General features: G+C 63.1%; 16 protein-coding genes. 13 read left to right on the top strand and 3 right to left on the bottom strand.

Annotated elements, in window-relative coordinates:
• The first annotated feature begins 29 nt into the window (after positions 1 to 29).
• The 12 genes from recO (at position 30) to ACZ5YV_RS02445 (ending at position 21,282) form a co-directional block, all read left to right on the top strand.
• Positions 30 to 764 (top strand): DNA repair protein RecO, encoded by a 735-nt coding sequence (gene recO, locus ACZ5YV_RS02390; RefSeq protein WP_464788412.1) that lies wholly within the window; start codon positions 30 to 32, stop codon positions 762 to 764.
• 52 nt (positions 765 to 816) lie between these two features.
• Complete coding sequence (gene leuB, locus ACZ5YV_RS02395; protein ID WP_464788413.1) at positions 817 to 1,863, top strand: 3-isopropylmalate dehydrogenase; 1,047 nt, start codon at positions 817 to 819, stop codon at positions 1,861 to 1,863.
• Between the two features lie 10 nt (positions 1,864 to 1,873).
• Complete coding sequence (locus ACZ5YV_RS02400; RefSeq protein WP_464788414.1) at positions 1,874 to 3,082, top strand: trans-sulfuration enzyme family protein; 1,209 nt, start codon at positions 1,874 to 1,876, stop codon at positions 3,080 to 3,082.
• 33 nt (positions 3,083 to 3,115) lie between these two features.
• Positions 3,116 to 3,514, top strand: a complete 399-nt coding sequence (apaG, locus tag ACZ5YV_RS02405) for a Co2+/Mg2+ efflux protein ApaG (protein ID WP_464788415.1) — start codon at positions 3,116 to 3,118, stop codon at positions 3,512 to 3,514.
• Entirely contained in the window at positions 3,511 to 4,302 is a 792-nt protein-coding gene (locus ACZ5YV_RS02410; protein ID WP_464788416.1) for a LysR family transcriptional regulator, read from the top strand. Before apaG ends, ACZ5YV_RS02410 begins: the two co-directional genes overlap by 4 nt.
• A gap of 62 nt (positions 4,303 to 4,364) precedes the next feature.
• Complete coding sequence (locus ACZ5YV_RS02415; RefSeq protein WP_464788417.1) at positions 4,365 to 4,928, top strand: tetratricopeptide repeat protein; 564 nt, start codon at positions 4,365 to 4,367, stop codon at positions 4,926 to 4,928.
• A 715-nt stretch (positions 4,929 to 5,643) separates the two neighbouring features.
• Positions 5,644 to 14,619: a VCBS domain-containing protein gene (locus tag ACZ5YV_RS02420; protein WP_464788418.1), complete on the top strand. Its 8,976-nt coding sequence runs from the start codon at positions 5,644 to 5,646 to the stop codon at positions 14,617 to 14,619.
• 47 nt (positions 14,620 to 14,666) lie between these two features.
• Positions 14,667 to 15,374 carry an OmpA family protein gene (locus tag ACZ5YV_RS02425; RefSeq protein WP_464788419.1) on the top strand — a complete coding sequence of 236 codons (708 nt, stop codon included), beginning with the start codon at positions 14,667 to 14,669 and terminating at the stop codon, positions 15,372 to 15,374.
• A gap of 13 nt (positions 15,375 to 15,387) precedes the next feature.
• Entirely contained in the window at positions 15,388 to 16,782 is a 1,395-nt protein-coding gene (locus ACZ5YV_RS02430; protein WP_464788420.1) for a TolC family protein, read from the top strand.
• A 53-nt stretch (positions 16,783 to 16,835) separates the two neighbouring features.
• Positions 16,836 to 18,995, top strand: coding sequence for a type I secretion system permease/ATPase (locus ACZ5YV_RS02435; RefSeq protein WP_464788421.1), 2,160 nt, complete (start codon positions 16,836 to 16,838; stop codon positions 18,993 to 18,995).
• Positions 18,996 to 19,033: 38 nt separating this feature from the next.
• Positions 19,034 to 20,011 (top strand): cell wall hydrolase, encoded by a 978-nt coding sequence (locus ACZ5YV_RS02440; protein WP_464788422.1) that lies wholly within the window; start codon positions 19,034 to 19,036, stop codon positions 20,009 to 20,011.
• Positions 20,008 to 21,282: an HlyD family type I secretion periplasmic adaptor subunit gene (locus ACZ5YV_RS02445; protein ID WP_464788423.1), complete on the top strand. Its 1,275-nt coding sequence runs from the start codon at positions 20,008 to 20,010 to the stop codon at positions 21,280 to 21,282. Before ACZ5YV_RS02440 ends, ACZ5YV_RS02445 begins: the two co-directional genes overlap by 4 nt.
• A 12-nt stretch (positions 21,283 to 21,294) precedes the next feature.
• Here ACZ5YV_RS02445 and ACZ5YV_RS02450 read toward each other — a convergent pair whose 3' ends face one another.
• From ACZ5YV_RS02450 to ACZ5YV_RS02460, 3 genes are all read right to left on the bottom strand, one after another.
• Entirely contained in the window at positions 21,295 to 22,323 is a 1,029-nt protein-coding gene (locus tag ACZ5YV_RS02450; protein WP_464788424.1) for a transglutaminase-like cysteine peptidase, read from the bottom strand.
• A gap of 117 nt (positions 22,324 to 22,440) precedes the next feature.
• Entirely contained in the window at positions 22,441 to 24,414 is a 1,974-nt protein-coding gene (gene parE, locus ACZ5YV_RS02455; protein WP_464788425.1) for a DNA topoisomerase IV subunit B, read from the bottom strand.
• A gap of 245 nt (positions 24,415 to 24,659) precedes the next feature.
• On the bottom strand, positions 24,660 to 25,340 hold the full coding sequence (locus ACZ5YV_RS02460) for a GcrA family cell cycle regulator (RefSeq protein WP_464788426.1): 681 nt from the start codon (positions 25,338 to 25,340) through the stop codon (positions 24,660 to 24,662).
• A gap of 115 nt (positions 25,341 to 25,455) precedes the next feature.
• On the opposite strand from ACZ5YV_RS02460, the gene ACZ5YV_RS02465 reads away from it, so the two are divergent.
• A complete protein-coding gene (locus tag ACZ5YV_RS02465; protein WP_464788427.1) occupies positions 25,456 to 26,304 on the top strand; it encodes an ABC transporter permease in 849 nt (282 codons plus the stop codon).
• The last annotated feature ends 8 nt before the right edge of the window (positions 26,305 to 26,312 follow it).

Genomic DNA, 26,312 nt, shown 5'->3' on the forward strand with positions numbered 1-26,312 from the left:
GACGGGCTTTGCACAGTTAAGGATGACGCATGGCCGTGCTGATCACTCCTGCCCTGGTTTGCGGGGTCCGTTCTCATGGCGAACATGGAGCGATTGCGCGCCTTCTGACGCCGGACCATGGGCTGTTGGCGGGCTACGTGCGTGGAGGCCGATCCCGCGCCTTGCGGCCGGTGCTCCTCCCCGGAAATAGCGTAAAGGCGGAGTTCCGTGCCCGCACCGAAGAGCAGCTTGCCGGGCTGACCGTCGAAATGGAGCATAGCCGTGCACCTCTGCTATCCGAGCCCTTGCCCGCCGCGGCGATCGATTGGGTATGCGCGCTTACGGCGACGGCTCTGCCGGAAGGGACGCCATATCCGACACTCTATCAGGCTATGGATGGCGTGCTGGGCGCGATCGACGCGGCGCCCGCCGCGCGGGGATGGGCGGCGGCGCTGGTGCGATACGAACTGTTGTTGCTGGCGGAACTCGGCTTTGGCCTCGATTTTGGTCGGTGCGCAGCGACAGGTGGGGCCGAAGACCTGGCCTTTGTCAGCCCGCGCAGCGCGGCGGCGGTCAGCAGGGCGGGTGCTGCGGGATATGAGAGTCGGTTGCTGCCGCTGCCGCCTTTTCTGCTGGAGGGAGGCAGCGGCGACTGGCCCGGCATATTGGACGGATTACGGCTGACCGGCTTCTTTCTGGAACGGTCGGTGCTGACCGATTGGAGGGCCGACACGCTGGCCGCGCGCGAAAGGCTGGTCGACAGGTTGAAAAGAGCGGTTGCGTGAGGCGCGGCGGCTTCATAAGGGGCGGCCACGACATTGAAGGAGTTTTCGCGCCATGTTGATCGCCCTGTTCCCCGGAGATGGTATCGGCCCAGAGATCATTGCGCAGGCACGGCGCGTGCTCGACGCCCTGGCGATTGATGGCCTGACCTATGAGGAAGGGCTGGTTGGCGGTGCGGCTTACAAGGCCCTGGGGCATCCTTTGCCGCCCGAGACTCTGGATATAGCCCGGCGCGCGGACGCCATCCTGTTTGGCGCTGTCGGCGATCCCGATTGCGACTCGCTGGAGCGGCACTTGCGGCCTGAGCAGGCGATCCTTGGGCTGCGCAAGGCGCTGGGGCTGTTTTCTAACCTGCGTCCCGCAAAGGTCTTTCCGGAGTTGGCCGATGCTTCTGCCCTGAAGAAGGAGGTGGCGAGCGCCATCGACCTGCTGATCGTGCGTGAGACCAATGGCGACGTCTATTTCGGTGAAAAGGGCATGCGCAAGACGGCGGACGGCCTGCGCGAAGGCTATGATGTCATGTCCTATAATGAAGAGGAGGTGCGCAAGATCGCGCATCAGGGCTTCCAGGCTGCGCGTGCCCGCCGGGGCAAGCTCTGCTCGGTGGACAAGGCCAATGTTCTGGAAACCAGCCAGCTGTGGCGTGACGTGATGATCGAAGTTTCGGCCGAATATCCCGACGTTGCCCTGTCTCACATGTATGTGGACAATGCCGCGATGCAGCTGGTGCGCGATCCGGGCCAGTTCGATGTGATTGTCACCGGCAACATGTTTGGCGATATCCTGTCGGATCAGGCGAGCATGTGCGTCGGATCGATCGGCATGCTGGCTTCGGCGACCCTCAACGACAGCAAGCAGGGCCTGTACGAGCCGATCCATGGATCGGCCCCCGACATCGCCGGGCAGGGCAAGGCCAATCCGCTGGCAACGGTCCTGTCGGCCGGGATGATGCTGCGTTACTCACTGGGCATGCCGGAACAGGCCGACCGGATCGAGGCTGCGGTTGCCAGGGCGCTTGCCAATGGTGCGCGCAGCCCCGACCTCGGCGGAAACATGACTACGGTCGAGGTGGGCGACGCGGTACTGGCGGCTCTGAAGTAAGGAAGAAGCGATGAAGCGCAGGAGCGGGCAGGACCCGGCGATCACCAAGAACTGGCGGCCTGCTACGCTTGCGGTGCGGGGCGGCAGCGCGCGCAGCGAGTGGGGCGAAACCTCCGAGGCGCTGTTTCTGACCAGCGGCTATTGCTACGACCGTGCCGAAGACGCGGCGGCGCGCTTCGCGGGCGAGCAGCAGGGCATGACCTACAGCCGCCTGCAAAACCCGACGGTCGAGATGCTGGAAAAGCGCATCGCGCTGCTGGAAGGCGCCGAAGCATGCCGTGCGACGGCCACCGGCATGGCGGCGATGACGGCGGCGCTGCTGTGTCAGTTGTCGGCGGGTGACCATGTCGTGGCTGGGAAGGCGCTGTTCGGGTCATGCCGCTGGCTGACAGACACGCTACTGCCCAAGTTCGGGATCGAGACGACCACCGTCGATGCAACCGACAATGCTGCCTGGGAAGCGGCTGTGCGGCCCAATACGAAGGTGTTCTTCTTCGAGACACCCGCCAACCCCACTATGGATGTCGTGAACCTGGAGGCGGTGTGCGGCATCGCCAAGAAGCACGGCATCACGAGCGTCGTCGACAATGCCTTCGCCACGCCAGCGCTTCAGCGGCCGATGGAATTCGGAGCGGATGTGGTCGCCTATAGCGCGACCAAGATGATGGACGGGCAAGGCCGTGTCCTGGCCGGTGCGATATGCGGCACCGAGGATTTCATCATCAACACACTGCTGCCGTTCCACCGTAACACCGGGCCGACGCTGAGCGCGTTCAACGCCTGGGTGGTGCTGAAGGGATTGGAGACGCTGGACCTGCGCATCCGCCGTCAGAGCGAGAACGCCCTTAAGGTAGCGAAGTTTCTGGAGGGCCGGGTGGCGAAGGTCCTTTATCCGGGGCTGGAAAGCCATCCGCAATATGCTCTGGCAGCAAAGCAGATGGAGATGGCCGGGCCTATCTTCTCGCTTTATGTCGGCGGTGGACGGAAAGAGGCCCATGGCCTGCTTAACGGGCTGGAGTTGGTCGATATCAGCAACAATATCGGGGATTCCCGGTCGCTGATGACCCATCCCGCTTCGACGACGCATTTCGGCATGGCCGAAGAGGCGCGGCTGGAGGTCGGCATTACCGAGGATATGCTGCGGCTGAATGTGGGGCTTGAAGATGCGGATGATGTGATCGAGGATCTTGATCGCGCTCTGAAGTCGATAGGCCGTTGACGAAAGCAGGGGGAAAGGCGCATTTCTTTTAACGTGAACGCGCTCTTTCCCTTTCATGCGACCACACGTGATATCAACGTGCATGTTGCCGTTACGTTCCTGCCGGAACAGTCAGAGCCTGACCGCGGGCGCTGGTTTTGGGCCTATCATATCCGTATCGAAAATAGCGGGGATCAGCCCGTGCAGTTGCTGACGCGCCATTGGGTGATCACTGATGGGCGCGGCGCACAGCATCGTGTGGACGGTGATGGCGTCGTGGGCGAACAGCCGGTGGTGCAGCCGGGGAAAAGCTATGACTATGTTTCGGGTTGCCCCCTCAATACGCCGACAGGATCGATGCGCGGGCATTATCATATGATCGGCGCCAGCGGGGAGACGTTTGACATCGCTATCCCTCATTTCGCGCTCGTAGCCCCGGCGATTGCCGAATGAAGCGTACGCATTTGCCGTTGAACGGTCTGCGCGTGCTGGATGCGGCAGCGCGGCATTTGTCATTCACCCGGGCGGCCGATGAACTCGCGGTGACACCGGCAGCCGTTGGCCAGCAGATCCGGGCGCTGGAGGATCTGCTGGGCGTCGTGCTGTTTCGCCGCACGCCGAAGGGTCTGGAACTGACCCCCGAAACCGAAGCGGGGCTTGAAGCCTTGCGCGCGGGCTTTCTGGAATTTGAAGAAGCGGTGCGCGCCATGCAGGCGGGACAATCCAGTTCTTCGCTGACTATCGCCGCCCCGCGAGACGTCACGGCAAAATGGCTGCAACCGCGCCTCGCCAGCTATGCGGCGAACCAGCCCGATCTCAAATTCGCTCTGGTTGCAGCGGATGAGACGCTGGATTTCACGGAGGCTAATCTGGACCTCGCATTGCGGCTGGCCGACGGGCCAGGCGAACATGAAGGGGTGAAGCTGGGCGAGGCGAGTTTCGTCACTGTCGAAGCGGCTGGGGGAAGTCCGGCGCATCGCGTCGATTGGCCGGGCTGTCCAACGGGGAGCGAACCGGCAGCGATCCGGGTTGCTGACGCCGGGCTCGCCATTGAGGCCGCGATCAACGGCTTTGGACGAGCAACCGTGCCGCTGCTGCTCGCGCAGGCTGATATTGAGGCGGGCAGGGTGCGGCAAGTTGGGGAGCCGGAGGCGTCTGCTCTGGCCTATTGGTTGATCGCGCCGCTGCCCCAATGGCGGCAGAAGAAGGTGAAGGCGCTGATCGAGGCGCTTCTCTCCTGAACCGGGGCTTCGCTTCTGCCCTTTCGTTGGTGCGAGGCCGTCGCGCATCGAGGAGTAGGCGGATGACCTTTCGCGGCTTCAACCATAGTGGACGAGCATGTGCGCTGCTGCTGCTTTCCCTGGCGCCTCCCGCATGGGGTCAAGCGCCCTATGTTGCCGATGTTACCGAGGCGCGAGAGAAGCAATGGCGATCATTGGTGGCGGAAGCGCAGACCGCTTACACAGGCGGACGATTGTCTGAAGGCACAGAAGCTGCGCGCAAGGCGCTCGCGCTGGCTGACGAACTGTTCGGGGCTGATGATCCGCGCACGCTGATTTCGGCCAATGATCTGGCTCTGCTGCTGGAGGGGATGGGCAATCATCGCGCGGCCGAACAATTGCTCCGCCGAGTGTTTGACAGCTATTTGCGCACGCGGGGCGAAGATGACCCCAATTGCCAGATGGCGCTGGAGAACCTGATCGATTTCTATCTAGCGCGCAAACGGACCGACGCGGCTGGGCCGTTGGTCGGCTATGCGTTGGATCTTTTTCGCCGGACAACAGGCGCCGCCAGCGAGCGCACGCAGCGCATGGAAAAAATAGCGGCGCAAATGCCTAAGCCCGATCCAATTATTCCGGTGAACTGACGATCGCGTTTCCGCCTCCATTCGCCGACTATATCGATGATTATAGCTCTTAGGGTGAATTGCTAAACCACCCGCCGCTGCTATCCCCACGCCACCATCGGACGGCGACGTTCATTTCCCCCCAATGTCTGGTCAGTGCGCGCATTGGCATGAGTTGGGGGAGCGGGCGCTGACACCGGATATAATTCCGTTGGGTCGCAAAAATGAGTGGGCGGCTGGCCGAAGGGCTAGCCGTCCGCTTATCGTTTCCAAGACATTGTTGGCCGCCAGGACACCCGGAAGTAGCTCCATAGCTTCAGCGATACCTTCCGAGTCGTTGCCGGACAGCACTCCGATCATTAGCCTGCATTAAATATAGGATATAATACCAACGATATACTGCATGTGAAGTACATATATCTGTAGTAATAGAGCATGGGTTATTTTTCCGCCGCTATCGTATTTAAATGGTTAACAAAAGTTGATTTTTGGTGACTCTATTTATCCCCGCCTAATATGATCGCTCATCGGGTCAGAAGTATAAGACAATAGGATTAATCCGGGGCGGGGAGGGCTGATAAAGCCTTGCCAACGGAAGATCGCAGACAATGGGCAATAGCTGATCCGCTAATGCCATGAGTCGATGAAGATGGAATTTCTCGATGCATGCGCGTTGAGGAAGCGGTCTTCTGCGCACTTCTTTGAACCGTCCCATGACTACAGGTGGGATGGAAAGATGGATTTCGAGCGCGAATGGAATGTCGATGCCGCCGCTGACCGTCAGCAAGCGCATGACCCGGTGTTGGATGCACTCGCTGCTCAGGTGAAGGGGCACCATATCCAGCCAGGCACAATGCGCACGGTGGCCGCTGGCCCGGACGGCGTTGTCGTCCTTCCTGCCGGAACCGACATCAATCAAATAGAGGTCGATGGCCGCAACCTGATCGTCACGTTGCCGGACGGCACTCAGATGGTGATCCTGGACGGCGCGGTCGTAATGCCGCACATCGTTGTTGGCGATGTGGAAATCCCTTCGGTCAACCTTGCGGCGCTGCTGATCGGCGAGGAACCGCAGCCCGCTGCTGGCCCGGCTCGCAGCTCTGGCGGCAATTTCCTGGCAGCCGAGGGCGACGTGGGAAATCCTCACGGCCTGGGCGACCTGCTCCCGCCAACCGAATTGGCCTTTACGCAGCCCGAAGAGCGGGAAATTCTCCCCATCGCGCCGAATGAGGAAGATCATGTGCCTGAACTGGAGGTCCCCACCTCCGGCCCTGGCACTGTCGTGGATGAGTCCGGCCTGGGCACGGTAAACCGTCCCGGCGGATCTCCCGGTTCGAACGAACCGGCCCCGGTCGAGACGACAGCCGGCACCATAACCTATGTCGCGGTCGATACACCCGCGACGATCAGCATCAACGGCCAGGTCGTCACTGGACCAGGGCAAACGATCACCGGCGCCCACGGCACGCTGACGATCACCAGTGTTGCTCCAGGTGCGATCGAATACAGCTATACATTAGCCGACAATAGCTCTGGCGATACCGTGACCGACAATTTCACGGTAACGGTTACCGATGCTGACGGGGACAGCGTCACCAAGGCGCTGGTGGTCAACGTTATCGACGACGTGCCTACCGCGCACGATGATCTGGCTCACCAGGGTACAGAGGGTGCGCCGGTCGTCGTCAACGCCTTTGCCAATGATGTGTTCGGCGCAGATGGGGTCGATATCGACAATAATCCCGCCGTGCGCGTGACGATTGTCAGTGGTCCGGCAGAAGGAGCGGTGGCGTACGACCCCGCGACCGGGCTGTTCACCTTCACTCCGGCGGCTGGGCAGGAAGGCACGGCAACCTTTGTCTACCAGATTCAGGATGGCGATGGCGATGCCTCCCAGGCGACAGTCACTGTCACCCTGGAGCCCGATTCCACGCCGACTATGGAGGTTCAGGCTGGGTCGGACACGCTGGTCGATGAGTCTGCGCTCAATCCCAATGGTTCCAATGCTGAATCCACGGCGGAGACCGCCGCTGGAACGCTGATCGTCACGACCGGAAACGACACGGTCGGCTCACTGGTCATCAATAATGTGGATGTGACCAACGGCGGGACCGTCCAGGGCAGCTTCGGCACCCTGACCATCACTGGATCTCCGGCATCCGGATACAGCTATAGCTATACGTTGGAAACGGCCACATCGGGCGACAACACGAAGGATAGCTTCGCCGTCACTGTTACCGACAGTGATGGAGACACCGCAGGCACGACGCTGACTATCGGTATCGTGGATGACCAGCCGCACGCCATTGATGATGTCGGCAATGTTGTCGTCGAAGATGCTGCCACCAACAGCCTGTCTGGCAATGTGCTGACCAACGATGTGTCGGGTGCGGATACGCCCAAGAGCTTTGTTGCCTGGGGCGCGGACGCAGCGGTGGTGGCGGAGCTGAACAGCTACGGCACGCTGGTGCAGAACAGCGATGGCAGCTGGAGCTATGTTCTGGACAACAGCCGGGCAGCGACCCAGGCGCTGGGCAGCGGGTTCAGCCAGGACTTCACGCTGCATTATACGATGCAGGATGCCGATGGCGACCAGTCGCCCGCGACGCTGACGATTACGGTCAAGGGCGCGGACGACAGCGCGACCGTGGTGACGGCGGCGGCGACGGGTCCGGATGCGACCGTCTATGAAGCAGGCCTGCCGAGCGGCACGGCGCATGACGGCAGCCATGTGACCAGCGGCAGCTTCACGGTCTCGGCGACCGACGGGATCGCGAGCATCACGGTGGGGGGCACGAGCTTCACCCTGGCGCAGATGCAGGCGTTCGCCGCGACCAATGGCGTTGTGAACACGGGCGAGGGGACGCTGCTGCTGACCGGCTACAATGCCGCGACCGGGGCGGTGAGCTACAGCTACACGCTGCTCGCGACGATCGACAATGACAGCAAGGCAGGCGCGACCGGCACCGAGTTTGACGACAGCGTCACGGTGAGCGTGACCGGCATCAGCGGCACCAGCGGCAGCGACACGCTGGTCGTGCGGATCGTCGATGATGCGCCGCATGCGGTCAATGATGCAGGCGGCACGCTGACCGAAGATGTGGCGGGTAGCCTGTCCGGCAATGTGCTGAGCAACGATGTGTCGGGTGCGGATACGCCCAAAAGCTTTGTTGCCTGGGGTGCCGACGCAGCGGCGGTGGCGCAGCTCAACAGCTACGGCACGCTGGTGCAGAACGGCGACGGCAGCTGGAGCTATGTTCTGGACAACAGCCGGGCAGCGACCCAGGCGCTGGGCAGCGGGTTCAGCCAGGACTTCACGCTTCATTATACGATGCAGGATGCCGATGGCGACCAGTCGCCCGCGACCCTGACGATCACGGTCAAGGGCGCGGACGACAGCGCGAGGGTGGTGACGGCCTCGCTGAACGGCCCTGACGCGACCGTCTATGAGGCAGGCCTGCCGAGCGGCACGGTGCATGATGGCAGCCACGTGACCAGCGGCAGCTTCACGGTGAGCGCGACCGACGGGATCGCGAGCATCACGGTGGGGAGCACGAGCTTCACCCTGGCGCAGATGCAGGCGTTCGGCACGACCAATGGCGTTGTGAACACGGGCGAGGGGACGCTGCTGCTGACCGGCTACAATGCCGCGACCGGAGCGGTGAGCTACAGCTACACGCTGCTCGCGACGATCGACAATGACAGCAAGGCAGGCGCGACCGGCACCGAGTTTGACGACAGCGTCACGGTGAGCGTGACCGGCATCAGCGGCACCAGCGGCAGCGACATGCTGGTCGTGCGGATCGTCGATGATGCGCCGCATGCGGTCAATGATGCAGGCGGCACGCTGACCGAGGATGTGGCGGGTAGCCTGTCCGGCAATGTGCTGAGCAACGATGTGTCGGGTGCGGATACGCCCAAAAGCTTTGTTGCCTGGGGTGCCGACGCAGCGGCGGTGGCGCAGCTCAACAGCTACGGCACGCTGGTGCAGAACGGCGACGGCAGCTGGAGCTATGTTCTGGACAACAGCCGGGCAGCGACCCAGGCGCTGGGCAGCGGGTTCAGCCAGGACTTCACGCTTCATTATACGATGCAGGATGCCGATGGCGACCAGTCGCCCGCGACCCTGACGATCACGGTCAAGGGCGCGGACGACAGCGCGAGGGTGGTGACGGCCTCGCTGAACGGCCCTGACGCGACCGTCTATGAGGCAGGCCTGCCGAGCGGCACGGCGCATGACGGCAGCCACGTGACCAGCGGCAGCTTCACGGTCTCGGCGACCGACGGGATCGCGAGCATCACGGTGGGGAGCACGAGCTTCACGTTGGCGCAGATGCAGGCGTTCGGCACGACCAATGGCGTTGTGAACACGGGCGAGGGGACGCTGCTGCTGACCGGCTACAATGCCGCGACCGGAGCGGTGAGCTACAGCTACACGCTGCTCGCGACGATCGACAATGACAGCAAGGCAGGCGCGACCGGCACCGAGTTTGACGACAGCGTCACGGTGAGCGTGACCGGCATCAGCGGCACCAGCGGCAGCGACATGCTGGTCGTGCGGATCGTCGATGATGCGCCGCATGCGGTCAATGATGCAGGCGGCACGCTGACCGAAGATGTGGCGGGTAGCCTGTCCGGCAATGTGCTGAGCAACGATGTGTCGGGTGCGGATACGCCCAAAAGCTTTGTTGCCTGGGGTGCCGACGCAGCGGCGGTGGCGCAGCTCAACAGCTACGGCACGCTGGTGCAGAACGGCGACGGCAGCTGGAGCTATGTTCTGGACAACAGCCGGGCAGCGACCCAGGCGCTGGGCAGCGGGTTCAGCCAGGACTTCACGCTTCATTATACGATGCAGGATGCCGATGGCGACCAGTCTCCCGCGACCCTGACGATCACGGTCAAGGGCGCGGACGACAGCGCGAGGGTGGTGACGGCCTCGCTGAACGGCCCTGACGCGACCGTCTATGAGGCAGGCCTGCCGAGCGGCACGGTGCATGATGGCAGCCACGTGACCAGCGGCAGCTTCACGGTGAGCGCGACCGACGGGATCGCGAGCATCACGGTGGGGAGCACGAGCTTCACCCTGGCGCAGATGCAGGCGTTCGGCACGACCAATGGCGTTGTGAACACGGGCGAGGGGACGCTGCTGCTGACCGGCTACAATGCCGCGACCGGAGCGGTGAGCTACAGCTACACGCTGCTCGCGACGATCGACAATGACAGCAAGGCAGGCGCGACCGGCACCGAGTTTGACGACAGCGTCACGGTGAGCGTGACCGGCATCAGCGGCACCAGCGGCAGCGACATGCTGGTCGTGCGGATCGTCGATGATGCGCCGCATGCGGTCAATGATGCAGGCGGCACGCTGACCGAAGATGTGGCGGGTAGCCTGTCCGGCAATGTGCTGAGCAACGATGTGTCGGGTGCGGATACGCCCAAAAGCTTTGTTGCCTGGGGTGCCGACGCAGCGGCGGTGGCGCAGCTCAACAGCTACGGCACGCTGGTGCAGAACGGCGACGGCAGCTGGAGCTATGTTCTGGACAACAGCCGGGCAGCGACCCAGGCGCTGGGCAGCGGGTTCAGCCAGGACTTCACGCTTCATTATACGATGCAGGATGCCGATGGCGACCAGTCGCCCGCGACCCTGACGATCACGGTCAAGGGCGCGGACGACAGCGCGAGGGTGGTGACGGCCTCGCTGAACGGCCCTGACGCGACCGTCTATGAGGCAGGCCTGCCGAGCGGCACGGCGCATGATGGCAGCCACGTGACCAGCGGCAGCTTCACGGTGAGCGCGACCGACGGGATCGCGAGCATCACGGTGGGGAGCACGAGCTTCACCCTGGCGCAGATGCAGGCGTTCGGCACGACCAATGGCGTTGTGAACACGGGCGAGGGGACGCTGCTGCTGACCGGCTACAATGCCGCGACCGGAGCGGTGAGCTACAGCTACACGCTGCTCGCGACGATCGACAATGACAGCAAGGCAGGCGCGACCGGCACCGAGTTTGACGACAGCGTCACGGTGAGCGTGACCGGCATCAGCGGCACCAGCGGCAGCGACATGCTGGTCGTGCGGATCGTCGATGATGCGCCGCATGCGGTCAATGATGCAGGCGGCACGCTGACCGAGGATGTGGCGGGTAGCCTGTCCGGCAATGTGCTGAGCAACGATGTGTCGGGTGCGGATACGCCCAAAAGCTTTGTTGCCTGGGGTGCCGACGCAGCGGCGGTGGCGCAGCTCAACAGCTACGGCACGCTGGTGCAGAACGGCGACGGCAGCTGGAGCTATGTTCTGGACAACAGCCGGGCAGCGACCCAGGCGCTGGGCAGCGGGTTCAGCCAGGACTTCACGCTTCATTATACGATGCAGGATGCCGATGGCGACCAGTCGCCCGCGACCCTGACGATCACGGTCAAGGGCGCGGACGACAGCGCGAGGGTGGTGACGGCCTCGCTGAACGGCCCTGACGCGACCGTCTATGAGGCAGGCCTGCCGAGCGGCACGGCGCATGACGGCAGCCACGTGACCAGCGGCAGCTTCACGGTCTCGGCGACCGACGGGATCGCGAGCATCACGGTGGGGAGCACGAGCTTCACGTTGGCGCAGATGCAGGCGTTCGGCACGACCAATGGCGTTGTGAACACGGGCGAGGGGACGCTGCTGCTGACCGGCTACAATGCCGCGACCGGAGCGGTGAGCTACAGCTACACGCTGCTCGCGACGATCGACAATGACAGCAAGGCAGGCGCGACCGGCACCGAGTTTGACGACAGCGTCACGGTGAGCGTGACCGGCATCAGCGGCACCAGCGGCAGCGACATGCTGGTCGTGCGGATCGTCGATGATGCGCCGCATGCGGTTGATGATGCGGACAGCGTGACGGAGGGTCTTGGCAACAAGGCCGACGGCAATGTGTTCACCGGGGTTGGCGGCACGGACGCTAACTCGACCGATGGCACGGCGGACACGATCGGCGCGGACGGCGCGGCGCCTGGCGGCGCAGTCACGGGGGCTCGGGTCGGCACGGAAGTCGGCGGCGGCGCGCTGACGGGGGTGAGCGCTGCGGGCACGACGATCAGCGGCACCTATGGCGATCTGCTGATCAAGTCGGATGGCAGCTATACCTATACGCTCAAGACCGCGTCGATCCCGGCGGGCGTGACGAGCGAGACCTTCACTTATCAGATCAAGGATGGGGACGGCGACACAGACCTGGCCCAGCTGGTGATCAGCCTGAACCAGGATGGCCGCGTGCCCGATGTGACGGGCGACACGAGCACGGTCTATGAGGATGGCCTGGCCGACGGTTTGCAGCATGGTGCGGCCAGCGAGACCGACACGACCGGTCAGTTCAAGGTCAACGCCAATGGCGAGAGCTACACGCTGACGCTCGATGGCGATCTTAACCCGGCGCAGGCGATCACGGCGGTGGGGCAGCAGGTGTTTACGAGCAAGGGCGTGCTGACGATCACCTCGATCTCGGCGCCAGATGTGAACGGCATCGTCACCTATGGTTACAGCTATACGCTGGACCATGCGTTGACGCACACCGGGCAGGGCGAGATCAACCCGCTGACCGACACGATCAGCATGACGGTGACCGACGCCACTGGCGATAGCGACGCGACGCCTGGATCGATTGTCGTCTCTATTGTGGATGATGTTCCGACATTGTCTTCCGTCACGGATTTGTCGGTGGCGAATTCCATTCACACCTATAGCGGGAATGATATCAACTTCACCTATGGTGCAGATCAGGCGGGCAGCATCACGCTGACCCATCTGACTGACATAACGGGCATCGTCTACACGGGCGACGGCACCGGCGTGGTGACGGCCAGCGTGAACGGCAATCCCTATTTCACGGTATCCGTTGATCAGGTGACCGGCGATTATACTGTGGACGTGCTGACTACACGACCAGTGGTCGATACGCCGCTCAGTTTCAGCAACATCGCGCCTGGCAATTACACGACGGTTACCCTGCCAGGCGGGCAGGTGTTCGACGGCGTTTCTTACGCCAACGGAACGACGACCGCCCAAGCCTTCACCAACGATGGATCGACGATCAACCCGTCAGGCAATGGCTTTGGCGTGGCGAACAACCTCGTCAATGACAATGAGGGCTTCCTGTTCAGCAGTCACGACTCTTCGTCCCTGAGCTTCGACGTCAATTTCCAGCCGAACACGTCGTCGGTGACTGTCACTTGGGCCACCTACGCGGGCGGCACGCCAGCAGGTGGCGCGGTGCCACTTCAAACCGGGACTTTCCTCGTCACGAAGGACGCTGACGGAATTAGCCATGTCGATATCGATCCGACGCTCGATTTTGATCATATGGTGGTCCGCTTCGACTATACCGGCAGCGGCAATCCGGCGGCGCGCGTTGAAAATTTCAGCGTAACGCAGCAGGTCATTCCTGACGATCAGGTGCTGCAGTTCGTGGTCACGGTGAAGGACGCAGATGGCGACATTGTCACCAGCACGACGCCCACCACCACGATCGATGTTACCTTCCAAGGCGGAGCGCCGGTTCCGCCGGTCGCGATCGACTTGGATCGTGACGGTCTGGAATTTGTCGATCGTTCGCTGGGTGTCACCCACGATTATGGCAGCGGCACGGTCAGCACGGCATGGGTCTCTTCCGACGACGGCCTGCTCGCTCATGCGACCGGCGGATCTTACGATATCGTCTTCGCCGACGATGCGCCGGGGGCGAAGAGCGATCTGGAAGGCCTGCGCCTTGCCTATGACGGCAATGGCGATGGCGTGTTCGACGCCCATGATGCCGCCTATTCCGAATTCGGTGTCTGGCAGGATCTGAACAGCAACGGTGTGGTCGATGGCGGTGAGTTCAAGTCGTTGGCCGACATGGGCATAGCATCGATCAAGCTGACCTCTGATGGCCAGAGCTATCAGACAGCGGGCGGCGACGTGACAGTGCTGGGGGAAGCGACCTTCACCCGTACAGACGGCACGACGGGCACTGTCGGCGACGTGGTGTTCGCCACCTCCAAGGATGTCGATCTCGCCAAGACGGAAAGCACGACCAGCGGCTTCAACCAGGCGCTGATAGCGGCGAGCCTGGTGGCGGTGGCTGGTGCTGCCGAGACGGTGGAGCAGGCGCCTGCTCCGGTCGTTGCTCAGACCGAGACGACGGTGGATACCGCACCGACGGCTACTACCAGCACGGCGTCCGAGCCTGCCAACGAAGGTGACGCAAGCACATCGGTGTCGAGCGAAAGGCAGGATGGCCATGCTGCGGATCAGCCGGTCGAACGGGCGAGCCACAGCGGCGGCGACGATGCGGCTCCAGATCATTCGTCGCTTTCGGGCGGCGATGATGCACCGGTTCATGCCGCCAATGATGATGGCCAGGCGCAGCCCGCGCTGGACGATCATCAGGGCTTGCTCGCCCAGGCGGTCAATCTCTCGGTCTTCGATGGCAATGCGGCGGCGCTCGTTGCGGCGCATGAGGCGGCTCCGAATGCTCAAGCAGCACAGGTGGTGGCCGAAGCTTTGGGCCATGCAGGGACGCCAAACATCGATGCGCTGCTGGCTGCATTGCCGGGGGGCGAGCATGCGCCAGTGCTGCTCAATCCTGTTGCGGGCGACGTTGCCGATGCAGGCCATCTGATGGCGATGGCGGCCAGTGTCTTCGATGCGGCGATGGTCGCGCATGAAGCGATGGCGGTCGCTCACGGGTGATCGCCATGGTTCGGATTTCTCGCGGGAATATTTGGGGGAGAATTATTATGCGGAACAGGTTGAGGAGCATCGCTTCCTTCGGCCTAGCGGCGGGGATGATATCGACGGGGGCCTTGGCGGCACCCGCTTCGCCCCTGCTGCAGATGGGCAATTCGGAGCTCAAGGGCGCGCTCAAGAGCCGTTATGACACGGCGGTTGCGGCGGCGGGCGACGCAAGCTTACGGGCAGCGCAGGACAGCCGCTGGACCTGGGCCGTGGAGGCCAAGAACCAGTGCGGCATTGCGCTGGGCTTCATGAAATCCGGCACTAAGGATGCGGACAGCATCAATAAGTGCGACGACTTTGTGGCACGCCTTTCGGCGCCGCCACCGCCGCCGGTGCCGACCGCAGCTTCAGCCCCACCCGCGCTGGACTGCACGGCACCGGCGGTGTCCATCTTCTTCGACTGGAACATGGACACGCCGCTGCCCGAGGGCGCAGCGACGATCAACCAGATCACGCAAACGGCCGCTCAGTGCGGTTGGACGCGGTTCGGCGTCACCGGCTACACCGATACGTCGGGCGGGACACGCTATAATGACGGCCTGTCGCTGCGCCGGGCGCAGAATGTCGCCGGGCTGATGAGCCAGGGTGGCATCGCGATGGACGCGATGACCGTCAGCGGGCTGGGCGAGACCCAGCTGAAAATCGAAACTGCCGACAATGTGCGCGAACCGATGAACCGTCGGGTCGAAGTCACTGCCAGCACGAATTGAGGGGAGCGCAATCATGACAATCCTGCGCAAGACATGCGGCAGCCTGATGGCGCTGTGCGCCGCGACCATGGCAACGACCGGCTGGGCACAGACCACGGACCTGAAGAGCGCCATCGCGGCCGCGATCGACAGTCATCCGGAAATCAACCAGGCGATCCAGAACAAGGAAGCGATCGAGTTCGAACGCGAGCAGGCCAAGGGGTTGTATCTGCCCCGGGTCAGCGTGGAAGGATCGGCTGGCATACGTCGGCTGGAGAATAACACGCGCCGGACGCTCGGCCTCGGCGATCAGACGCTCTATCCGCTGGAAGCAAGTGTGCTGGCCGAAGAAACGTTGTTCGATTCGGGCTATCGCGGTGCTGAAAAGCGGCGTCAGGCAGCGCGGATCGATGGCGCTGCGCTGCGCGTGGGCGAGCGGTCGCAGTTCGTCGCGCTGAACGTCACGCGGCAGTATCTGGATTATATGCTGCAACAGCGGGTCGTTGCGGCGGCTGAGGATAATATCGCTTTCCATCGCAAGCTGCTCGGCGATCTGGGCGAGGGCGTGTCGAAGGGGTCGATCAGCATTGCCGACCAGCAGCAGGCCGAAGAGCGGTTGCAATCCGCGCTGGTCCGCAAGAGCGAAGCCGAGCAGGACCTGACCAACGCAGCGATCAGCTTCCGCACGCTGACCGGTCTTTCGATCGATCAGGTGTCGATGCCCGATGCGGTGACGAGCGCTGTACCGCCGACGCTGGACGAAGCGATTGCAGGCGCGCGCGCCAACAACCCGCTGATCCGGGAAGCTGAAGCTGACATCCAGGCTGCCCATGCAGTCGTCGACGAGGCGAAGTCCGAGCTTGGACCCAAGGTTGTGCTGGAAGGGCGCGGCCGCGTCGGTGAGGATGTGGACGGCTTTCGTGGCAGCACCAATGATGTGCAAGGCCGTGTCGTCCTGCGCTGGCAGCTGTTCGATGGCGGTATCAACCGGGCGAAGGTCCAGGAAATGACCCGCCGCGCTAGCGAGGCGCGTTTCCGGCTCAGCCAGCGTCAGCGTGAGGCGGAAGATGATGTGCGCACTGCCTGGAACCGTTGGGATACGGAAAAGAAGCGGCTGACGGATCTGTCGCGTCAGGGCACCGTGTCTGATTCCCTGCTGGTGTCCTATCGCGAGCAGTTCAACGTCGGACGCCGTTCACTGCTTGACGTGCTGGATACGCAGAATACCCGCTTCAATACGCAGGTGCGGACGGAAACTGCCCGCTTCTCTGAAATCTTCGCGCAATATCAGATTCTGGCGGCGACCAATCAGTTGCTCGACACTCTGGGGATAGCCCAGCCTTCGGGCGCCAATCCCTATGCGCGCAAGAAATATGATGTCCCGGATCTGCCGCCCGCCGAATTGCAGCGGCGGCGCTATCCGGGCTGAGTTTCCATCTTTGGGGTCACCCCGGCTTCGGCCGGGGTGGCGCGGGGTAAACAATGTTGGAACGAAGCACATTAAGTCTGGCCGAATGGCTGGACCATCAGAGTTCGCCCGGTGACGAGCTGACCGAATGCATCGCCCATGTGGCGCGGCATTTCGATCGATCGCCGGGGATCGTGGCTCTACGGGCGGGTCTTGCCGTTGATGAATCCGGGCGTTTGCCCTTTCATCAGGCGGAATCCGCGCTGGATCAGATCGGCCTGCTGAGCGACCATGTTCGCGGGCGGCTCGACAAATGGCGGGCCGCCAATCTGCCAGCCATCCTGCCGTTAAGGGGCGAGCGTTTTCTCCTCCTGCTGGACATCAAGCAGGGCGATGCGCTGGTTCAATTGCCTCATGCGAGCGAGCCGGTATGGGCGCGGCTTTCCGACCTGGAATCCTATTTCACCGGCGAGGCGCTGGCGGTCATGGCCGATCACGGCCGCGAACGGGCCGAGGAAAGGCCGTGGGACGAGCGGGCGCGGCAACATTGGTTCTGGCGCGAAGTCTGGCGGGCGCGGGGGTCCTTTGGCTATGTCATGCTGGCGGCGGGGATCATCAACCTTCTCGCCTTCGCGTTGCCGCTGTTCACCATGAACGTCTATGACCGGATCATTCCGAACAAGGCCGCTTCCAGCCTGTGGGTATTGGGCGCGGGCGTCATGCTCGCCTTTGGGCTGGATTTTGCTTTGCGGCTCGCTCGGGCGCGGCTGGTTGACGAGGCTGGCCGGGAAATTGACGAACGACTGTCGCAGCGGTTGTTCGAGAAGGTGATGAACGTGCCGCTCGCTAGCCGCGCGGGCAGCACTGGTGCGCTGGCACGACGCGTGTCGGAATTCGAAAGTGTCCGGGAATTTTTCACATCGACCACCGTGGTGCTGGTGGTGGATATCAGTTTCCTGTTCGTGTTTGTCGGCATCATCGCGCTGCTGGGCGGATGGCTCGCGGTAGTGCCTGTCGTCATGATCGGCATCATGGCCATAGCGGGCTTTTTCCTTCAGCGCTCCATGGCCAGCCTGTCGCGGGATGCGCAAGCGGACTCGAGCCTGCAAAGCGCCGCGCTAGTGGAAGCGATCGGGGGCATCGAAACGTTGAAGGCATGCCGCGCCGAAGGGCGGATGCTGGACAGGTGGCGCCGTTACGCCAGGATGAGCGCATCGACGCAGGAAAAGCTGCGGCGGCTAAGCTCGACCAGCGTGACACTCGCGTCGCTATGCCAGCAGGTGACCAGCATCGCGTTGGTGATCGGCGGATTTTACATGTTCGCGGCGGGCGAGATCACCATGGGTGCGATCATTGCTATCGTCATGCTGGCTGGCCGGTCATTGGCGCCGGTTGGACAGCTGGCCTTCGTCATCGTGCGAGCACGGCAGGCGATGACGACTTTGGGCAGCCTCCAGACGCTGATCGATCAGCCGGACGAGCGGCTGGACGGAGCGCGTGGCATCATCCCGAAGGTGCGCAAGGGCGCGATCGTCGCCAAGGGGCTGGAATTCAGCTATCCGGGCGCCACTCAGCCCAGCCTCAAAGGCATTGATCTGCGCGTCGAACCCGGCGAACGGATCGGCATCATCGGGCGCGTGGCGTCGGGCAAATCGACGCTGGGGCGGGTGCTGTGCGGCCTTTATCCTCCGGGCGGTGGCATGTTGACCATCGATGATGTGGATAGCCGCCAATATCATCCGCACGAACTGCGCGCTGCCTTCCGCTACGTTGGACAGGATGCGGAACTGTTCAGCGGGTCGGTGCGGGAAAATCTGCTGCTGGGCGCGCGGGACGCCGACGATGAGAAGTTGCTGGACGCGCTGGAGCGCTCGGGTGCGTCGCGCTTCTTTGGACGGGACGCCGCCGGGTTCGACCTTCATATCGGTGAGCGCGGCAGTCGCCTGTCGGGCGGGCAGCGGAGCTTCCTGGTGCTGGCGCGGGCGTTGGTGGAGCCGACCAAGCTACTCTTCCTCGATGAGCCGACCGGGGCGATGGATAATCAGACGGAAAATCTGTTTGTCGATCATCTGGCAAAGGCGCTGGAGCCCGAACAGACGCTGATCGTATCGACGCACCGCCATGCCCTGCTGAGGATCGTGGATCGGCTGATCGTGATCGACCAGGGTGTGGTTCTGGCGGACGGGCCGCGCGATGAGGTGATCGGGCAGCTTCAGAAAGGAGCGGTCCAATGATCGGGCGGACATGGAGGTTGCCCGCGTCTGAGGCTTGCATGCTCGGCCTCGGGGGGGCGCTTGTTGTAGCCTTGGCGGCGGGGACGGTTGGCTGGCGCGGGAACGACGCTCCCAAGGCTGCGGTCGAAACGAAGATCATGGACGGTGCGCCCGCCATCCCTCGCCAATATCGCGCGCTGGTTGAGATCACGGAGAGCGAAGCCGCGCCCTTGACGACGGGGCAAGAGGCGGAGGTGCAGAATGGCAGGCTGCGGTTTGCGTCCGGCGCCATTGCCGCAGCAGCGCCTTTCCGGGCGCTTGAGTCCGCAGGCGAGGACAGGAGCCGCGCGCTGCAATGCCTGACGCAGGCGATCTACTATGAAGCGGCTGCCGAACCGGAAAGCGGACAGCGCGCGGTAGCGCAGGTTGTTCTCAACCGTGTGCGTCATCCCGCGTTCGCAAAGACGGTGTGCGGCGTGGTGTATCAGCGCTTCAACGCGTCAGTGTGCCAGTTCAGTTTTGTATGTGATGGGTCACTTGCACGGCGGCCGATGGCCGTCCTCTGGAATCGGGCGCAGCGGATCGCGGCGGCGGCGCTGGCGGGACAGGTCGAACCGAGCGTTGGCACGGCGACCCATTATCATGCCGATTATGTGTTCCCTGGATGGGCGCCGCATCTCGCGAAGCTGGTGAAGATTGGCGCACACATCTTCTATCGCTGGCCGGGCGCGTGGGGCCTGCCGCGTGCTTTTACGGGACGCTATGCCGGGGGTGAATATATCCCTGCCTTCGATCCATCGCAGATGGTGGCGGTGAGGGAGCCGCAGATCGATTATCCTGCGGTGGCGGCGCTGCCCGAACGCCGGGCGGCCAATGATGTGGGCGGGCGGATGGACCCGTCCAAGGGATGGAAGCTCTCCATTCCTGATCCTTCGCAAGGGGGCGGCGCTCTCACCAACATGCTGGCAGCGCAGGAAAAGGCGAAGGCGGTGGCGCTCGCCGCCGATGAACATGCAATGCAAGAGGCAAAACCATGATGGGGCGCTCGATCAGCTGGCTGCGGGGGCAGCCGGGCAACAAGCAGGTCATCCTGTATAGCGGCGGAGGCATGCTGGCGTTCCTGTTATGGGCCAGCCTCGCTCCGGTGGATGAGGTGACGCACGGGCAGGGGCGGGTTATCCCGTCGAGCAAAGCGCAGGTCATCCAGTCCGCCGAGCCGACCACGATCGAGGAGATATTGGTCCGGTCGGGGCAGAAGGTCAGCAAGGGGCAGTTGCTGGTGCGTCTGGACGACGCAATGCTGGCGTCCGAACTGGGGCAGTTGCAGGCGGAGACGCGATCGCTGACGGCGCGGGCAGGGCGGCTGGAGAAGGAAGGCACCGGGACAGGGGCCAACTGCGCCACGGGTGGCCCCGAATGTCAGCAGGAGCAGGCGCTGGCCGCAGTCCGCCAGTCGGCGCTTCGCAGCAAGCAGGATGGGCTTTCGGCTCAGGTGGAACAGCGTCGCCGCGAACTGGGCGAGGCGCAGGCCACGATCGACAGCCTGGGTGGCAGCGTTCAGCTGGCGCGGCAGCGGGTGGCGATGTTAGAGCCGCTTGCGGCCAAGTCCATTGTCCCGCAGACTGAATTGCTCGACGCCCGGCGTGAACTGGTGGATGCGCAAGGGCGGCTTAACGCGGCGCAGCAGCAGGCGTCGCGTGCATCGGCCGCGATCCGCGAGGCCCAGGCGCAACTGTCCGAGGCGAATTTTCAATTCAAGCAGGATGCGCTGAACGAACGCAGCCAGTTGGAAGCCAAGATTGCGGTCAATAGCGAGTCCCTACGCGGTGCGAAGGGTCGAGCGCAACGCGCGGAAATTCGTTCGCCCGTCGATGGTGTGGTCAACGATGTGCAGGTGACGACCATCGGCGGCTTCGTGACGGCGGGGCAGAAGATCATGCAGATCGTGCCCATCGGCGACAAGCTGCTGGTGGAGGCGCGGGTGAAGCCGAACGACATCGCCTTCATCAAGACCGGTGATCGTGCGGTCGTTAAGGTCACTGCCTATGACTTTTCCATCTATGGGGGCCTGAGCGGCACCGTGCAGCAGGTGTCGGCCGATAGCGTCTATGACGAAGCGACGCGGGAGGCCTATTTCACGGTGGTCGTGGAAACCGACCGCGCGTGGCTGGGCACTGGCGCGCACAAGCTGCCCATCACGCCCGGCATGGTGTGCGATGTAGAGATATTGACGGGCCGTAAGTCGGTGTTGGCCTATCTGCTCAAGCCCATCATGAAGGCACGGTCGGAGGCTTTGCGGGAGCGGTAAGCAGTAAGTGGCTCAGCGAGCGGCGAACTGGACCGGCTGCGGCTTCGTTACGCGATAGCCGTGAGTCCAGCGTCCGTAGGCGTTGAAGCTCATGATCGGCCGATAGTCGCTGACCTCTGAAGAAGGCAGCACCCGATCTGTCATATTGTCTAGGATCATCAGGTCGCTGCCAACACGCACTGCCAGCACCGCGTGATCGGCCTGCCTCACCAGATCGCGCGCGATGACGAGGAACATCGCATGGCGATCGAAGCCCGCCGCTTCCAGAAGTTGCATCTTGGCGATGGCATAATCTTCGCAGTCGCCAGCCCCGCGTTGGAGCGACTGGCTGGCTGAAGCCCAGCTGTCGCGGCCCTGCCGATCGTCAACGAAGCGCAGGCGGCTGTTGACCCAGCTATTGACCATCTCCACCTGCCGTAGTCCGGCGGCGGCGCGGGTCGACCGCAAAAGGCTGGCTGACAGGATGGTAGCCGGAGCGAACCGGGTAGCGGCGGCCCATTTGTCGTCGAGCGGTGTCCGGCTGACTGCCATCGCCACCGATCCGAAGATGTCCGGCTGTCCCGCGCGCGGCGCTGGAGCAGATGACAGCGGGGTGGGCTTGGGCATGGCGAAGGTGGCCGCAGGCGCTGTGATGAGGTCGCGCATGAAGGTGGGCACGAGGTCGGGTTGCTTGTAGCTGAGGGCAGGCTGGCTGAGGGTCAGGCGGATGCCTTGCAGTTCCCATCCGGGCATGCGCGAAAGCGTCCGGTCAACGCGGCTGTCGTTGACGATAGCTTGCGGTTCCGCGACTGGCGGCGCCCAGTTGAAGGATGACATGCTGCCCTGCTGCGCGCTGATGGCGGCAAGGCGGCTCATGCCGCCTGCGAGCAGGGTGGATGCCAGGCGATCGGCCTGTCCATAGTCTGCGCCCTTTAACGCGGCGCTGGTGATGCTGCCGGTCGGCGTAAGGGTTTGCGCGAGCGCGGTGCCGCTCTGCACCGACAGCAGCAGAGCCGGTGCGGCAAGCGGTGCGATGCGAAGGATCTGGGCGAAGCCTGACATGCTTGCCCGTATCGCCCGGAAAATTGAACATCCCGTACCCCGCAGTGGTTAATGCTGCGGTAGCCACGAAATCCGGAGGGGGGCACTGTCGCGCGGCGATGCTTGCCTACGAGAGGGTCAGGCGTCGATCGCTTCTTCGTCCACCGTGGCCGCATTTTCCTGAATGAAGGCGAAGCGATGGGCGGGGTTGGTTCCCATCAGGCGCTCGACCAATTCCCGCACTTGCTGACGATCCTCGATATCGTCGGGCAGGGTGATGCGGATGAGGCTGCGGGTCTTGGGGTCCATGGTGGTTTCGCGCAGCTGGCCGGGATTCATTTCACCAAGCCCCTTGAAGCGGCTGACTTCGACCTTCTTGCCCTTGAACTCGGTGCGCAGCAATTCTTCGCGATGGGCGTCGTCGCGTGCGTAGAGGCTCTTGCCCCCGGCAACGAGGCGGTAGAGCGGCGGCTGGGCGAGATAGAGGTGCCCGCGCCGCACCAGTTCCGGCATTTCCTGGAAGAAGAAGGTCATGAGCAGTGTGGCGATATGCGCGCCATCGACGTCAGCGTCGGTCATGATGACGACGCGCTCATAGCGCAGATTGTCGGGATTGCAGTCCTTCCGCGTGCCGCAACCGAAGGCCAGGATCATGTCGGCGATTTCCTGGTTCGCCAGGATCTTTGCGTTATTGGCGGAAGCGACGTTCAGGATTTTGCCGCGTAGGGGCAGGATCGCCTGCGTCTTGCGGTCGCGTGCCTGTTTGGCCGACCCACCTGCCGAATCGCCTTCGACCAGGAAGATTTCCGTGCCTTCGGGATCGTCGGTCGAGCAATCGGTAAGCTTGCCCGGCAATCGCAGCTTGCGGGCGGATGTCGCGGTCTTGCGCTTGACCTCCTTTTCCGCCTTGCGCTTCAGCCGCTCGTCCATGCGGTCGATGACATAGGCAAGCAGCGCCTTGCCCCGCTCCATATGGTCCGACAGATAATGGTCGAAATGATCGCGCACCGCGTTCTCGACGAGGCGGGCGGCTTCCGGGCTGGTCAGGCGATCCTTGGTCTGGCTCTGGAATTGGGGATCACGGATGAAAACGGACAGCATGATTTCCGAAGAGGTCACGATGTCGTCTGCGGTGATGTCCTTCGCCTTTTTGTTGCCGACCAGTTCGGCGAAGGCGCGGATGCCCTTTACCAAAGCGGCGCGCACCCCTGTTTCATGCGTGCCGCCGTCGGGTGTCGGGATGGTGTTGCAGTACCAGCTGTAGCTGCCGTCAGACCAAAGCGGCCAGGCGATCGCCCATTCGACGCGGCCTGCGGTGTCAGGAAAATCCTGGCTACCAGAGAAGAAGGCGCTGGTGGCGCATTCGCGTGTGCCGATCTGTTCCTTCAAATGATCGGCAAGACCACCGGGGAACTGGAACACAGCTTCCGCTGGCGTATCGTCGCTTATGAGTTCGGGCGCGCATTTCCAGCGGATCTCGACGCCCGCGAACAGATAGGCCTTGGAACGGGCGAGGCGGTAAAGGCGGGCGGGCTTGAATTTCTGCTCGCCGAAAATTTCATGGTCGGGGATGAAGCTGACCGATGTGCCACGCCGATTAGGTGCCCCGCCGATCTTCTGAAGGCCGCTGGTAGGCAAGCCCTGCGCGAAGCTTTGACGGAACAATTCCTTGTTGAGGGCAACTTCTACCACGGTCACGATCGAAAGCGCGTTCACCACGCTGATGCCTACGCCATGCAGGCCGCCGGATGTGGCATAAGCCTTGTCGGTGAACTTGCCACCCGAGTGGAGCGTGGTGAGAATCACCTCTAGCGCCGATTTGCCGGGAAATTTCGGGTGCATTCCAACCGGAATGCCGCGGCCATTGTCGGTGATGGTCAGCTTATTGCCGGGTTCCAGCGTGACCTCGATACGGGTGGCATGTCCCGCAACCGCTTCGTCCATGCTGTTGTCGAGCACTTCGCTGGCGAGATGATGGAGCGCCCGCTCGTCCGTCCCGCCGATATACATGCCCGGACGGCGGCGAACCGGCTCCAGTCCTTCGAGCACTTCGATGGAGGATGCATCGTAATCGGAGGAGGAAAGCGGCTGGCTCGCGAACAGATCGGACATGCGCACAAGCTATAAGCGGGTCGGCGGCGGGCGCAAGCAGGAGCTATGAAGAAGGGGCCGGTCTAGGGTGTGTGGGATTCAGCCCATGACGGCTGCAAATGGCGACTTTCTGCGCTTCCGGTGCTCACGTACTGAAGTACGCTGCGCGCCGGTTCTCGAAATTCACCATTTTCGCCTCGTCCTGAACTGAATCCCTACACACCCTAATCGACCGGCCCCATCAAATTTCAGAGCTTAACGGAGAGTCAGCGAACGCGCGGACCGCCGAAAGGCAGGGGCGGAGGCGGACGGCGCGTACCGCGCGGCAGCTGAGCCTGATACGCGCGGCCGCAATGTTCCACGCAATAAGGGAAGCCGGGGTTCACGGTCTCACCACAGAAGTGGAAGTCCGGTTCGCCCGGATGGCCCATCGGCCACTTGCAGATACGCTCGGTCAGGTCGAGCAGCGATGTCTTGCCTGCGATTTCCGGGCTAGGCTTGGCAGGGACCAGGCGGCGGGGAGGGGCAGGTGGGATCGGTGCCTGCTGGTCGCCGGGACCCTGGCGAAGGAATCCGCCCGGACCAACCGATATGATGCGAGGCTGCGGCGCGGGTGTAGGGGTGTCTGCGGCAGGAGCTGCGGCAGATTGTGCGGGCGCGGGCGCAACCGACGGAGCGGGACGTGTGGGAGCGGGTGCGCTATGCTGCACCGGCGCGGCGGGTTTGGGCGCTTCGGCTTCGGGTGCGGGCTTGCGGACGGGAGCAGCCTTTTTGGGCGCCTCGTTCGGCTTTACGGGCGAAGGGCGCGATTGCAGGCCAAGGCGATGCGCCTTGCCGATCACGGCATTGCGGCTGACACCGCCCAGTTCGTCCGCGATCTGGCTGGCGGTCAGGCCTTTTTCCCACATTCCCTTGAGCTGGTCGATACGCTCGTCGGTCCAGGACAATGAATGACTCCTCAAATTCTCTGGCTAGCGCCCTATATGGGACGCGCCTGCACAGGTTAAAGCCCATGCACAACGCCCTTGCGGCACAACAGACCAGCCGATAGTCGATCGAAGCATGAACGAACAGCCCCAATTTTCCGTATCCGCCTCTTCGCCTCCTCCTTTTCATGAGCCGGGTGAGCTTGTCATCCGCAACGTCAACTGGGCGGGCGCCCGAGCGCTCTACCAGAAAGAGGTGCGCCGCTTCATGAAGGTGCAGCTCCAGACCATCTGGGCGCCAGCGGTTACGACGCTGATGTTCCTTATCATTTTCTCGATCGCGTTGGGCGGGGCGAACCGGCAGGTACTGGGCGTCCCCTTCGCGGACTTCATCGCGCCGGGGCTTATGATCATGGGCATGATGAACAATGCCTTTGCCAACAGCAGCTTTTCTCTCCTGGCGGGGAAGATGCAGGGCACGCTGATCGACTATCTGATGCCGCCGCTTTCCAATAGTGAGTTGCTGCTGGCTCTGGTCGGCGCGGCGGTGACGCGGGCGGTTTGTGTGGGGCTGGCGCTGTGGGGGGCGATGGCGCTGTGGCCGGGGGTCCATGTGACACCGGCGCATCCCTGGGCGATCGTCTGGTTTGGGCTGATGGGGGCGGCGCTGACAGCGTTCATCGGGGTACTGACATCGATCTGGGCGGAAAAGTTCGATCATGCCGCCGCGATCACCAATTTCGTGATTGGGCCGATGACGCTGCTGTCTGGCACATTCTATTCCATTGACCGGCTGGCGCCCGTGTTCCGCGCGATCAGCCATGCCAACCCGTTTTTCTACGCGATATCGGGCTTTCGCTACGGTTTCGTCGCGGCGGCGGACGGAGATGTTGTCGTGGGAAGCATCGTTCTGCTGGTGCTCAACGTCGCGTTGGCGTTGCTGTGCTATGTGCTGCTCAAGCGCGGGTGGAAGCTCAAAGCCTGATCTAGCGC

It is taken from the genome of Sphingobium sp. TomTYG46, from assembly GCF_055396345.1.